Genomic DNA, 14,679 nt, shown 5'->3' with positions numbered 1-14,679 from the left:
TTTGATGACTGAGAATCCTAGAATAAAGCTTCATGCGCACATGCTCAATCATATTTATATTCCTTTTTATCATCTGCTTTCAATCGAAAGGGCAGGATATTGTATATGCCAATGATGATAAAATCAAGGGATTTGAAAATAGCGCTGTAAATATTCCCGTTTTAAACAATGATTTCGGCCTGGAGAAAGGTGTGAGTAGCCTGACTATAGTTGTGGAAGCTGAGCACGGAACAGCTGTTGTAGAAGCAGATAATACGATAACGTTCATTCCTAACCGCTCGTTTGTGGGCAGTGATGATTTTATTTATAAAGTTTGTAATACAGATGGCAATTGTGATGAGGCAACGGTTTTTGTTGAAATTGAGGATGTTGATTTTCAGCCTGAAGCTATCAATGATACAGTAACCTACCTGCATGGCAACTCTGTTGTGGTTGATTTTATGGGCAACGATATCATCGAAGGGGATGAGCCAATTACTGTCACTATTTTGGGTGAACTGTATCAGGGAACCTATTTTCTTAATAGTGATAATATGCTGGAGGTTGAGTTTGAGCGGCGTTTTGTTGGAAAAGATTCACTCGATTATGTGATATGCGATGTTGATAATGACTGCAGTCAGGCCCGTATAATTTTCTACGTTCAGCATGGGGGCGATATCGACTTTTATATTCCAGAGGGCTTCTCACCCAATGGGGATGGATTAAATGATACCTTTTATATTCCAGATTTCTCAACTTACCAGGGCATTAGTATTACTGTTGTCGACTCATGGGGTGGTATTGTTTATGAGAATACTTCTTATCAGAATGATTGGAATGGGATAGCCAATAAGGGCTCTAAAAAGGGGCAATTGGTTCCGGCCGGCACCTATTATTATATAATAGCTGTTGAGGGTGTTGATAAAAAGATAACCGGTTTTGTGTATGTGGCTAAATAGTAGAATTAAATATTGCCGGATAACGCATTGTATGGTCTTCTTATCATGCTTATTGCTGCCATGTTGCCTGTTTGCCCAAAGCGATTTGATATCCTCACAGTATATGAACTCCCAGTTGATGATTAATCCGGCATATGCAGGGGTGCGAAATGCCTTTAGCATTAATGCGCTGTCGCGTCAGCAGTGGATGGGTATTCGTAATGCGCCAACAACCTATGCGATTAATATGCATTCACCACTTAATAAGCGCATGGCATCGGTAGGAGCAAGTGTGCTGCACTACCAGAGTGGTCCGGTGCAGCACAATGAACTAACTGCAGCTTACAGTTATCTGTTAAGATTAAATCATCAGATGTTTATATCTCTGGGCATCAGTGCACAGGTCAATCATTACAATGTCGGATTAAGGGATTTGGATGTGATTGAGGACAACGATCCAAGTTTTCAGAATAACCTGGATAATGCTTTTAAACCCAATTTTGGGGCTGGTATATTTATTTATTCGCCACAGTTTTATTTTGGTGTATCTGTTCCTAAAATTCTCAATAGCCGCTTAAGCCTTGAAGAGACTGGTGGTGTTGTTCTGGAGCAGGTGACAAGTGCCTACATTGCTTCAGGATATGCATTTAGTGTTAGTAAGGAGGTGATTTTGAAGCCGTCATTGCTTGGGCGATACCGACCTTCTGCTACAAGTTCTTTTGATGTTAACATGCAGATGATGTATAAAAACCTGTTTTGGATAGGTGCTTCTTATCGGCTGAACAATACCTTGGCTGCATTATTAAATGTGCAGGTGACCGAAACGCTGGCTGTTGGTTATTCTTATGATTTTGCCGTTGGTGATAAGGTTAATTTTGGAGTGGGTAGTCATGAAGTATCATTAACCTTTGATAGTGATAAGCTGATTAAGCGGAATCGTGACAGGCGATTTAATAAGAAAAAGGTGACTAAAAAGGAGGATAAGGCGGTTCAGTCAATCAGGTATTTCTAATAAAAAATGCCGACTTGCGCCGGCATGAAATATGTGAATTGTCATGAAACAAACTCTAGTTTTTCAGAGCAATCAAAATTGGGCAGGTGTTGTCAAATTCAATCGATTTGATTCCTTTAATTTCGCTGGCTGGTACTTTACCGAATGCGGTCAAATCTGTCATCCATACTTCAACTTCAAGTGTTTCTTCAGCGTTGGCATAAACGTTGCTATCTAAATCTTCATTGAATTCATCTAAGCAAGTCATCCACATTTCAACAGATAAAGGAGCTTCTTCCTGGGTTGTGAATGAGTTCAGGTCTGTCATCCACTGTTCTACAACCAATAGTTCTGGTTCTTCAATTGAGTAGCTATTGATGTCTGTCATCCAGTTCTCAACCACTAAATCGTAATCATCGCTTGAAAATGAATTCAGGTCAGTCATCCAGGCTTCTACCATTAACACTTCAGGCTCTTCATTTAAATAGTTATCTAAATCAGTCATCCATTCTTCTGTTTCCAGATATTCTTCAGTAGTAAACGAATTTAAATCGGTCATCCACTCTTCAACAGTCAATTGAGCTTCGTTGTCGAGTACTTCATCAAAGAAAGGTTGAGCAGTGATATTAAGAGACATTAATACGGTTACAACGAATACACTTGTGATAGACTTCAGGCTGAATAGTTTGTTTGTAGTTTTCATGACAATTAATTTAATATTTAACAACGCTAGAAGTATATCAATCGATGTGCCAAGAAGCACAAAGCGCACAAAACCAGATATATAAAACGAATTAAGGATTTGGAGGTCTTTTATATTTGACCGATCCTGAAACAAAGTGATGTACGAAAATGAACACTGCGATTACAAATAATAAGTGATGGTTTTTTAACAAGAAGGTGATTTAAAAATAAAAGAGGGCTTTGCAGGTAACTTGGATACAAATTCAAATAAATCAGTTGTGATGCTTCAACTATTTATCTACTTTTGCTTGATATAAGAATGCGAGTTTATTTCTTCGGTAAATATCAGCTAAGTAGTTATTAGTTAGTTTAGCCATGGTGCTTGGCAACTTAATAATTAAGCAGTTCCGGCAAAGCCTCATTCTATAAGCAAAGTAAAAAAATAAAGCAGATGAAAACAGCAGAAATTCATACCGAAAAGGGCATAATGAAAGTTGAGTTTTATGAGAAAGATGCCCCTAATACAGTAGATAACTTTGTAAAACTGGCCAAAGAAGGATTTTACGATGGATTAAGATTTCATCGTGTGATTCCTGATTTTGTGATTCAGGGAGGATGTCCTCATTCGCGTGATATCAATAGCCGACGAGCTGGTACTGGAGGTCCCGGATACAGTATTGACTGTGAGCTGGATGGTGATAATCAGTATCATGACAGAGGCGTATTGTCAATGGCTCATGCCGGGCGTAACACAGGTGGCTCTCAGTTTTTTATCTGTCATGGTCGTGAAAATACGCAGCACCTGGATCGTCAGCATACCTGTTTTGGCAAGGTAGTGGAAGGATTGGATGTGATTGACGACATCCGTCAGGGTGATGAAATAATTAAAATTGTTGTTAACGAATAGAACCCCATAGAATGAATTTTGAAATTTCAGGAAACATTATTGTAAAAGAAGACACGCAAGATATCAGTGCCAGCTTTAAAAAACGTGAGTTTGTGATCGAGGTGGTGAATGAGCGTAACTCCGACTGGAATGATTTTATTAAGTTTCAGCTAACACAAGATAGATGTAACTTATTGGATCCATTACAGGTGGGTGATAATATTAAAGTAAGTTTTAATATCAGAGGCCGCAAGTGGGAAAAGGATGGCAGAGTGAATTACTTTTCTAACCTGGAAGCTTGGCGCATTGAGAAGGAAGAGGCCGCGTTGCCGCCAGACGCTCCAGCTCCATCTTTTAACGAGGCTGATATACCTCCGGCAGGTCCCGAAGAAGATCTTCCGTTTTAACAAGACAGAAATCCTGGGCCTGGTGCTCAGGATTTTTTTTGCAGTCGTAATGCCTGAAATTTAAAAGTAGTATTTATGCATAAGCCCGGTAAGTTTCAGCTTGGTAAGGTGAGCCTGATTGCTGTAGCTCATTTTTTTCACGATATATACACGGCCTTTTTAGCGCCATTATTGCCTTTGTTGCGCGATACAATGGGCATTAGCTTAACGTTTGCGGGTTTTTTGTCGGTGGTGCAGCGCCTGCCCACCTTGCTCAATCCTTTGGTAGGAGTATTGGCAGAGCGCACCAAAGCCCGGTATTTTGTCATTTTCACACCTGCAATCACGGCTATTGCTATGAGTCTGGTGCCGGTAGCTCCCGATAAATTAACATTGGTATTACTGGTATTAATTAGCGGAATCAGCAGCTCGTTTTTTCATGTCCCATCGCCGGTAATGATGCGTAAAGTGTCAGGCGACCGCATTGGAATGGGCATGAGTTTTTATATGGTTGGAGGTGAACTGGCGCGCTCGGCAGGTCCGGTAGCTGTACTTGGTGCTGTTGAATTATGGGGTATGCAGGGGGTAACTTATTTTATTCCAACAGGTATTCTGGCTTCCACTTTACTATATTTTAGATTAAGAAATATTTCCATAGCCGAAAATGTAAACAGCGGTAATGGATTAGCCTACCTAAAGACTTTTAAGAGTTTCTTTCCCTTAATCGTCAGTATTGCACTTATTCTTTTTTTCAGGGCTGCCATGAAATCAGCCTTAACTTTTTACCTGCCGGTATTTCTTAAATCCAGGGGCGAGTCATTGTGGTTTGCTGGTATTGCACTGTCCATCTTGCAAGGGGCCGGTGTAATTGGTACTTTCTTTGCCGGCACTATATCTGATAAAATAGGACGTCGTAATATGCTTTTGATAGCTACAATTGGTGCACCAGTATTATTTTTTACTTTTTTAAACACCACTGGTTGGCTGCAGATAATAGCTTTAATTGCCACAGGCTTGTTTTTATTTGCCACCGGGCCTGTATTTCTGGCCATTGTGAATGAATACAAAACAGAGCATAGCAGCTTTGTCAATGCTGTTTTTATGACAACTACCTTTCTTATTGGCGCAGTAATGGTGCTTCTGGTTGGTCTGATGGGTGATTACCTGAGCCTTGAACTGACCTATAAAATTGTTGGTGCTTTCGCTTTCTTATCGGTACCTGTTGTGTTGTTTTTGCCGAAAAAATAAAATGATCGTTTATAACTCCCTAGTTTCATTCAGGTGAGGGCTGGGGACATGTATTGTGTGCTCAATAATATGATCCAACTGCTGAATAAACTTGTCTTTGTCGCGATTTAATCCACCTTTAAAAACCAGGTAATTTGAGGCGTGATCACTTCTGAAAACAGTGCTTTCCAGTTCCAGATGACTCAATAAAAGACGCATTTCTTTAAGCATCTCTAATTGAGATAGCGGTTCAAAGTACCCTTTAACCCGCGCTTGAAAGTGATTATATCCGTAAGGGAATGATATTACCAGCAGGGCTAATATATCGGGCTGAATAATATTAAGCAATTTAGCCGAATTAATGGCATGTTGTTGGGTGTAAACTTTGCCGCCGAGCCCATTCAGAATCATCACTGAGATTTTGATGCCTGCTTTTTTGGCTGTTTTACAGGCTTCAGCCTGCTGGGCAGCAGTTGTGCCTTTATTCATCAATTTCAGCACATCATCATCACCCGATTCCAGCCCAATGTAGAGCAAGTCAAGTCCGGCAGCCTCCATAGCTTCTAGTTGCTCAAGACTATAAGCAGCCAGTGCTCTGGATGAAGCGTACGCAGAAATTCTTTGAATCGTTGGCAGGCCTTTTTTGATACAATCCAGAATTTTCATGATCAGCGAAAATTCCACTGTAAACAGATCTCCATCGCCAATAAATAAACGCTTGGCAGACGGATGTATTTCTGCTAATATCCTGATCTCTTTTTTGATGGTGCTCAATGGCTTTACAGAGTAATGCTTGCTGGTGTACATTTCACAAAATGTACACTTATTCCATTTGCAACCATGCGTTACCTGTAGTATAACTGAATTTGCCTCCGAAGGAGGACGAAATACGGGCTCGTGATAGACTAAAAACGATTCATTCATCGCCGCAAAAGTAATAAAATAGACGGCTTGAAAAGACCTACTTTTCTTTAAGCGCAATGTTTAGCTTCAATATATCATACCTTCCCAATTCCTCGGGACTCAGAACTCCCTTAAAGTCAGTATAAAGTTTCCGACGTACCTGAAATGAATATTTTTTATCTTTTTTCAAATAACATTCAAACTGCCCGGAGCGATCAGTTTTAAGCGTCATTTTAAGCCCTGATTCCAGTTCGATGATATCAATCAACGCATTTGACAGTAAGGTTGAATCAACCTCACTCATTATTTTGGCGTTAATAATACAAAAATCAAGCGGTTGAATGAGTTGTAAGGCATAAATGTCATCGCCACCTACACCTCCCTCACGGTTGGATGCAAAAAAGCCTAATTGATTGTTACTGCTAATTACTAAACTAAAGTCATCAGCCTTACTATTAACCGGGTAGCCAAGATTGAATGGTGTTGTGTATTCATTCTCGATAAGTTTTGAAAAAAATAAATCATAGCCACCTAAACCCGGATGCATGTCAGAAGCAAAGTAAATGGTTCCGTTTTTATCGGCAAATGGGAATATTTCATTGCCAGGGGTGTTAATTCTGGGGCCGAGGTTGACAGGTTGTGTGAGGAATCCATTTTTTATTTCACAAGCGTATAAGTCCATACCTCCATACCCTCCCGGCATGTCAGAAGCAAAAAAGATATATTTGCCATCAACGGAAAGAAAGGCATGTGCAACCGAATAATTGCCTTTGCGGATGGGCAAGCGGCGCAAGTTTTTCGACCATTTATCACCTTCTTTTCTCGAAACAAAGACATCTAAGGTGTTTATGTGCTTGTTGGATGAGCTTGTATTACGAGTGATGTATGCCGTTTGCATATCATTCGAAAAGCACAAAGGGCCATCATTATATTTTGATTGTAACTCTTTACTGAATAACTCGGCATTAGGGCTTGTTTTATCCACTAAATAAAGGTTGAAAAATGATTGACCTGTTTGTACATCCTTGTGCCTTGATATACTCTTTATGGGGCGATTGGATGTAAAAACCATCTCATCGTTATATAATGCAGGTCCAAACTCATCGTATTTTGTGTTAATGGTGAGTGGAATGATTTGATAGCGGGTGGAATCGCGCAGAATATCATCGTAATAGTCCAATAATGATATGGACATGAGCTGGTGTGGCAGTTCCTTCTGTTTATAATAATCCTGAAAAAAACGATAAGCTTCCTCCTGTTGTCCCTCTTTTAATAGCTCTTGTCCCAGTCTCAGATATATATCTGATTCAAAATCAGGAAAATCAATACACTTTTTATACCATTGAATGGCTTCGGAGCTATCATGCAGTTTGGCGTATGACTCGGCTATTTTTTTTGTGCAGTAATAGGCATGTTGACCCTCATCCAACAGTTTCATGTAGGATTCAATGGCTTTCGTGTAATTGAAACAATGAAAGAGTTCATCTGCTTTTTCCAGTTCTTTTGACTGGGCAAGTGAAAACTGTGTGAAACTAATTATTAGTATCAGTGTTAAATACCTCATATTAAAAATATCTTGGGTGCTGTACTTTCTCTTTTGTGAAATTGAATTCATAAAGCAGCATTATTTCGTGTGTACCATTATTGTATTTACTAAGTTCCGATGTTGTCATGTCGTATCCATAACCCACTTTAAACTGTTGGTTAAACTGGTATTGTACGATGGCGCCAAATGCATCATTGAGGCGATAAAAACCACCGAACCAGAATTTTTCGTTGTATAAAAGGTTGAGGTTAATATCCATTGACATTGGAGCTGCCTGTGTAAAGCGTGCCAATATGCTCGGCTTGAACTTCAGGCTATTGCTCAGATCAAAAACATATCCACTGGTAATGAAGTAGTGCCGGTTTTCTTTACCACTTGTGCCTAGCACTTCAATGTCGCCATCTGCCAGTTTATTTTCCAGCAGTTTGGGGATAGAAGCACCCAGGTAGAATTTGTCGGTATAATAGAATAGACCAAACCCAAAGTTGGGCAAAAGCTTTGAATAATCACTGCCCAATAAACTGGGATCTTCATCAACACGACCTGTACTCAATGATGAGATTCGATTCTGGTAGAAGTTAAATCCACCTTTTATACCAAAGGATAGTTTGCCTTTTGCAGAGGTTCTGATGCGGTAGGCATAATCGAAATATACACCACTTTGGGTGGTTGGGTCAAGCCTGTCGTGCATAACAGTAAAGCCAAGTCCCACATTATTACCTACTGAAGAGTGAGCCGTAAGTGTTTGTGTTGATGGAGCACCTTCAAAACCTACCCACTGATGGCGCGATAAGGCCATCAGGCTTAGTACTTCCCGGGAACCAGCATAGGCAGGATTGTAAGCCAATGTATTGAACATGTATTGCGTATACATAGGATCTTGCTGCGCTTTTGCCAAATTAGGGAGCCATAAAAGCATTACTGCAGCAACAAGCCCTGCGTATTTCGTGATATTGCGTCGACTAAGCGATGCCTCTTTATTATTTATGGAAATAATTGTCATGGTATCTGTTTTATCGCTTAATGTAAACTGTTCCTTTAATTACTTGGCCTTCTTTTGTTTTGTAAACATAGAAATAGGTGCCTTCAGGTAGTTCTTCACTTCCTAACATACTCGACGATGAAAGTCCACGCCATGTGTTGTCATAGTCAGCACTGTAGTAAACTTGCCCGCCCCAACGGTTAAAAACAAACAGTTCGTCGCCAACTAAAGCCTCGGCGCCTTTAATGGTAAAATGCTGTTGTTCTTTAACAGAACTGCCAGGGACAAATACTTCAGGAATATTTAATGCTCTGCTGGTGCAATTGTCAAAGCTATCAATAGCATTAGGTATGCCATCATTATCGCAGTCATCGTATCCTTCATCAAGATCCGAAACAAGGTCATTATCCGAATCTTCATCCAGGTAATCAGGAGTACCGTCGTTATCTGTGTCTTGCGGTACATCATTACAAAGGTCATTGATATTGCCTTCGATCAGGTCAGTTATGCCATCGTTATCCGAATCTTCATCCAGGTAATCAGGGATGCCATCATTATCCGAATCAAGGTTGTTGAGCTCACTGTTTTCGGTGGCATCTGGTATATTATCTCCATCCGAATCGATGGGTAGTACTTTTATAACCACTTCAGCTGTGTCCTTCCCTCCATTGCTGTCAAGTAATATGTAATCAACATTAAAAGTAGAGCACAAGCTACCAATATTGGCGGTGAACTCCAGAGTCGTTTCATCAATAATAGATAAAATGCCCGGGATGCCCGGTAGATCATCTGGTAATGCTATGGTCAGCTCATCCATCTCAATGTCGGTGCCTAATTCTGCCAGATTAACAGAGGCCGGCGTTCCTTCTGTTGCTTCCAGTATGTAATCGCTGGCAACTGGCGCATCATTAACGCTGAGTACTCTGATAAAGATGGTATCCTGATCGCATAAAGGAGGTTCGCCTAAATCGCAGATACTGTATACAATCGTGTCATTACCATAATAGTTCTCAAAGGGTTTATAAGTGACAATTTCGTTCTGAAGCGTTACTTCGCCATGTTGAGGTTCAACTTCGATGGTTAGGCTTCCGTTATCAAGGTTGCCATTGGGATCAATCACACTTTCCAATGGTCTTATGTTTGTTAATACACCATCTTCACCAACCACTTTATAGATCGGATCGGCAATGGGTTGAGCATTTCCGGTTCTTACAGTTAATCTGACAGTTGCAGTTGAGCATTCCCCATCGGTGTCACATATCTGGTATTGATAGGTGTCAGCACCATAGTAATTTAAATCAGGTATATAAGTAACATTACCGGTTGAGCCGTTTACCGTTGCAGTTCCATGATCAGGCGCCCTGGTAATCATGATGGAGGCCAGATTCAGGTTATTATCCACATCAATATCATTTGCAGCAACGTTAATCACAATGGAGGCTACATCAGACGTTTCGCCTTCATCGTCCATGGCAATAGGCCGATCGTTTACCGGATTAATAGTCAGGTTAACAGTTGCTTCTCCGCTTAAACCTTGTTCGTCGGCTACCGAATAACTAAAACTATCATTGCCATTGTAGTCCTGATTAGGCGTGTAGGTTATTGAGTTTGAATTGATGGTTAAAGTTCCATTAGTAGCATCACTTGTAATGGCCAATGAAGCAGGATTTATTTCGCTATCAATATCAGTATCGTTATCCAATATTGGTAAATCCATACTCTGATCTTCATTTAACACATAGCTGTCACCATTGATAACCGGAGGATCATTAACCGGGTTTATATTCATACTAACAGTGGCCTGATCGCAATAACCATCAGCGTCACACACCTCATAGGTGAAACTGTCTGCGCCGTTTTCGTTGGCGTTTGGTGTATAGGTAATAGTTCCGTTGGAGCCGTTAACGCTAACTACTCCTTTGGTAGGTTGGTTAGTAATTGATAATGTATTTGCTAATATATTATCCTGAGGATCAATATCATTCTCCAGTACATCACAAACTACAGGTGTGTCTTCATCGGTTGTATAACTGTCGTTAACAGCGTTAGGTGCCTCGTTTGAAACAAGTATTTCAATTGAAGCGATATTACTGTTAGCTCCATCGGTGTCGTTAACACGGACAGTGAATCGATCGGTGCCGGAGAAACCATCTTCAGGCGTGTAAGTCATGTTGCCAGAGGACGGATCAATGCTTACCGAGCCATCATTCGGCTGCTGAACAACTCTTAAGGATGTTGCATCAATATTACCGTCCACATCCTCGCTGATATCTACAAATAATATTGATACAGGCGTATTTTCAGGTGTTGAATAGTTGGCATCAGATAATACTGGTGCATCGTTGACATTAACTACTTCAATGGTGAAATTTTGGGATGTTGTGGCCGTACCATCACTCACACTCAGGCTTACAGCATGTTGGCCGACCTGACTGTTAGTTGGTGTGCCGGTTAATGAGGCACTTCCATTGCCATTGTCAGTAAATGTTAGCCAAGTTGGTATTACAACACCCTGGATGCTTATTGCATTGCCATCATCGTCGCTGCAGGTAATGCTATAATCGTACTCTGTATCCTCATCAATTGTAATTATTGGTGAAGATGTAAATACCGGTGCATCATTTGTGTTGGTAACAGTAACTGTAAATGTTTGTTCAGCATATGTTGCAGCATCGGCAGCTCTTAATGTTACATTATGGGTGCCCACATGCTCATTTAGTGGTGTGCCTGTCAATACGGCTGTACCATCAGTATTATCAGTTAGTGTTAACCAGGTAGGACCACTTTCCATTGTAAAAACTGGTATTTCACCAACATCAATATCACTGGCCGATACATTATAGGTATAAGGAGTATCTTCTGTAGCTGACTCAACCGGTGTGGAGGTGAATACGGGTGCATCGTTGGCATTGTTAACGCTAATGCTAAATGATTGAGTATTGCTTAATGTACCATCACTCACTGTAATTTCTATTGGATAAACATTAATGTCGTCATTTGTTGGCGTGCCACTTAAAGTAGCTGTTCCATTCCCATTATCGGTAAAACTCAACCAGGAGGCGCTAAAAACAGCATCAATGGTTGGTGTGTCACCATCGACATCGTTGGTGGTAATAGAGTAGTTGTATGGCGCATCCTGAGTAGCTTCCTCTAAAGGTGATGAGGTAAATACAGGTGCATCATTGGCTGGTGTGATGGTAATTTCAACATTTGCCTGACTACGCAAGCCATCAGCATCAGCAGCTGAATAACTAAAGCTATCACTGCCATTAAAATTTAAATTAGGTTCATAGCGGATGGTATAGTCACCATTAATAGTTACAGTCCCATTTGTAGCAGAAGCTTCGATTTGTATGGAGCTTGGTTCTACGCTGTTTTCCACATCACTGTCATTGCCCAACACATTCATGTCAATTGGCGTATCTTCATTTATGGTATAACTATCAGCCGCTAGGTTTGGTGCATCATTAACTGCCGTAATGGTTATATTCACCGAAGCTTGATCGGTATAGCCATCTGTGTCACTAACTTCATAGGCAAAGGCATCAGAGCCATTGTAGTTGCTATTTGGGGTGTAATCAACTGTTCCGTTTGCATTAACAGTTAGCGTACCATTGCTTACCTGTGTAATGATAGTGACTGAAGATGGATCAATATTGTTTTGAGGATCGGTATCATTTGCCAAAATAGTGAAGTTTGATGGCGTATCTTCATCAATTGTAAATGCATCATCAACAGCGTTGGGGGCTTCGTTTGATACTTGTATTTGCACAGAACCTACATTACTGGTGGCGCCATCAGTATCACTTATTTGCAGTGTAAAACTATCATTGCCAGCAAAACCGGCATTAGGTGTGTAGGTTACATCGCCTGATGTCGCATTAATAGATACAGAACCTGAAACAGGTTGATCGACAACTATCAGAGACGAGATATCGAGGTTGTTGTCATCATCGCTGGCGAAGCCACTCAATGTAATAGTTATTGCAACATTTTCTGGTGTTGATCGTGAAATATTGGAGATAACAGGTGCATCATTCACATTCACCACTGTGATATTAAAGTTCTGGATGTCTCCGCCTCCGTTAGGATCCTCTGCTATTAAAATAACATTGTGTGTTCCAACGTTAGCGTTGGTAGGAGTTCCGATAAGCGATCCGGTACCGTCAGTATTATCAGTAAATGTCAGCCAATCTGGTTTGGTGGGTGCTGTTAACGTAATTGCATCACTATCCGGGTCTGTTACAATAATTGGGTAGTTATATTCTTCATCTTCATTAACCGAAAGAATGGCTGTAGATGTAAATTCAGGATCGTCGTTTACATTAGTCACAGTAATATCAAATGATTCATCGGTGGTTGTTGTTCCATCATCGGCCCTGATGATGATGGTGTAAGAGCCTACGTCACTGTTAGAAGGAGTGCCAAATAATGTGGCTGTTCCATCATTCTCATCAACAAAATTAAGCCAGGCAGGCCCTTGCTGCATTGATAAATCAGGAATATCTCCATCATCGTCACTGGTGGTTATTGTGTAATCGTAGAGTGTTCCTTGTGCAATTGTAGCAGGCGGATTGAATGCTGTAAAAACAGGCGCATCATTTGTATTAATTACATTGATTATAAAGGGTTGCTGGACATTCGCTGTTCCATCTGATGCGGTAATAGTCACATTGTTATTGCCAACATATTCATTGGTTGGTGTACCAGTTAGCGTGGCTGTTCCATCGCCATTGTCATTTATGGTTAACCAGCCAGGATTGGTCGTTAAAGTAAATGATGGTGTTTCACCCAAGTCAACATCGGTAGCTATCACATCGTAGCTATAAGGAGCATCTTCTGTTGCCGATGTAGGCGGATTTGATGTGAATACCGGAGAATCATTCACATTACTTACTGAGATGGTAAAATTTTGTTCGGTACTGGTTATGCCATCGGATGCTGTGAGGGTAACGCTATTGTTGCCAACATGATCATTGGTAGGTGTACCCGATAAGGTGGCCGTTCCATCGCCGTTATCATCTAATGATAACCAACCAGGATTGGTGGTAAGCGTGATTGATGGTGTTTGTCCATCCACATCATTAGTAACGACGTTATATGTGTATAACTCATCTTCGTTGGCTGCTGTTGTTGCTGTTGAAGTAAAAACAGGCGCATCATTTGTGTTTACTACATTAATAGTAAAGGCTTGTGTTGTGTTTGCAGTTCCGTCCGATACAGAAATCACTACACCATTATTGCCAACATAGTCATTGATAGGCGTACCTGATAGGGTGGCTGTTCCATCACCGTTATCATCTAATGACAGCCAACCAGGATTAGTCGTGATGGCAAAGTTTATAGGCTGTCCATCCACATCTGTGGCTGTAATATTATATGTGTATAGTGCATCTTCGGTGGCAGTAGTTACAGGGCTTGATGTAAAAACAGGTCCATCGTTGTCAGCAGAAATAGTTATCTGAATAGTTGCCTGATTGGAGAAAAGCCCACCGTTATCGGCCACCACATAGGTGATTGATTCTGTGCCGTTCCAGTTGGTGTTTGGTGTGAATGTGACAATTCCACTGTTATCCACGGTCCACTCTCCGTTGGTACTGCTATATGTGGTTTGCCTGTTGGCCAGCGATGGATTAAGATCGACAGACGCTATATTGATTGTGCCATCGATGTCCGAATCATTGGAGGTTACATTTACAGAAACGGGGTTGTCTTCGAGACCGCTGTTGCTGTCATTAAATGCTGTGGGTGCATCGTTTACGGCAGTAATTGTTATTTCAATGGTAGCCTGGTTAGAGAAAAGACCATTGTTATCGGCTACCACATAGGTAATTGATTCAGTGCCATTCCAGTTGGCATTGGGCGTGAATGTAACCATTCCACTGTTATTAACCGACCATTCACCATTTGTGCTGCTGTATGTTGTTTGCCTGTTGGCCAGTGTCGGATTAAGATCTACAGTAGCAGGGTCAATTGTGCCATCAGTATCCAAATCGTTGGAGGTTACATTAACCGAAACAGGATTATCTTCTGTACCGCTGTTGCTGTCATCAGCCGCTGTAGGCGGATCGTTCTGAGGCGTAATGGTAATGTTAACAGTTGCGGTATTTGATGTTACTCCGTTGTTGTCATTAACGGTATAAGTGAAACTGTCGGA

The 14,679-nt window shown here is 40.9% G+C and carries 10 protein-coding genes; 5 read left to right on the top strand and 5 right to left on the bottom strand.

All coding sequences use genetic code 11. The features are described 5' to 3' along the window. Positions 1–32: 32 nt before the first annotated feature. Both KDU71_RS21045 and KDU71_RS21040 read left to right on the top strand, forming a co-directional pair. The gene (locus KDU71_RS21045; RefSeq protein ID WP_212193095.1) at positions 33–938 is read left to right on the top strand and encodes an Ig-like domain-containing protein; all 906 of its coding nucleotides are present in this window, start codon (positions 33–35) and stop codon (positions 936–938) included. Next, positions 925–1,929: a PorP/SprF family type IX secretion system membrane protein gene (locus KDU71_RS21040; protein WP_317195179.1), complete on the top strand. Its 1,005-nt coding sequence runs from the start codon at positions 925–927 to the stop codon at positions 1,927–1,929. Before KDU71_RS21045 ends, KDU71_RS21040 begins: the two co-directional genes overlap by 14 nt. Positions 1,930–1,984: 55 nt before the next feature. Here the strand turns inward: KDU71_RS21040 and KDU71_RS21035 are convergent, their stop codons facing one another. Further along, positions 1,985–2,611, bottom strand: a complete 627-nt coding sequence (locus KDU71_RS21035) for a hypothetical protein (protein ID WP_212193093.1) — start codon at positions 2,609–2,611, stop codon at positions 1,985–1,987. A gap of 432 nt (positions 2,612–3,043) precedes the next feature. Here KDU71_RS21035 and KDU71_RS21030 point away from each other — a divergent pair, with 432 nt between their 5' ends. The 3 genes from KDU71_RS21030 (at position 3,044) to KDU71_RS21020 (ending at position 5,112) form a co-directional block, all read left to right on the top strand. Then, on the top strand, positions 3,044–3,499 hold the full coding sequence (locus KDU71_RS21030) for a peptidylprolyl isomerase (protein ID WP_212193092.1): 456 nt from the start codon (positions 3,044–3,046) through the stop codon (positions 3,497–3,499). 11 nt (positions 3,500–3,510) lie between these two features. After that, on the top strand, positions 3,511–3,885 hold the full coding sequence (locus KDU71_RS21025; protein ID WP_212193091.1) for a DUF3127 domain-containing protein: 375 nt from the start codon (positions 3,511–3,513) through the stop codon (positions 3,883–3,885). A gap of 75 nt (positions 3,886–3,960) precedes the next feature. Continuing rightward, positions 3,961–5,112, top strand: coding sequence for an MFS transporter (locus KDU71_RS21020; RefSeq protein ID WP_212193090.1), 1,152 nt, complete (start codon positions 3,961–3,963; stop codon positions 5,110–5,112). A gap of 9 nt (positions 5,113–5,121) precedes the next feature. Here KDU71_RS21020 and KDU71_RS21015 read toward each other — a convergent pair whose 3' ends face one another. The 4 genes from KDU71_RS21015 to KDU71_RS21000 form a co-directional block, all read right to left on the bottom strand. Further along, positions 5,122–6,015 (bottom strand): radical SAM protein, encoded by an 894-nt coding sequence (locus tag KDU71_RS21015; protein WP_212193089.1) that lies wholly within the window; start codon positions 6,013–6,015, stop codon positions 5,122–5,124. Between the two features lie 37 nt (positions 6,016–6,052). Next, complete coding sequence (locus KDU71_RS21010; protein WP_212193088.1) at positions 6,053–7,558, bottom strand: PD40 domain-containing protein; 1,506 nt, start codon at positions 7,556–7,558, stop codon at positions 6,053–6,055. Position 7,559: 1 nt separating this feature from the next. Next, positions 7,560–8,543 (bottom strand): PorP/SprF family type IX secretion system membrane protein, encoded by a 984-nt coding sequence (locus KDU71_RS21005; protein WP_212193087.1) that lies wholly within the window; start codon positions 8,541–8,543, stop codon positions 7,560–7,562. Positions 8,544–8,553: 10 nt separating this feature from the next. Beyond that, positions 8,554–14,679: Ig-like domain-containing protein (locus KDU71_RS21000; RefSeq protein WP_212193086.1), on the bottom strand; the 6,126-nt coding region annotated here is incomplete at its 5' end.

Source organism: Carboxylicivirga sediminis (assembly GCF_018156225.1).
Taxonomy (GTDB): domain Bacteria; phylum Bacteroidota; class Bacteroidia; order Bacteroidales; family Marinilabiliaceae; genus Carboxylicivirga; species Carboxylicivirga sediminis.
Note: the sequence above shows the minus strand (reverse complement) of the source record. Positions and strands in the feature narration are given on the sequence as shown.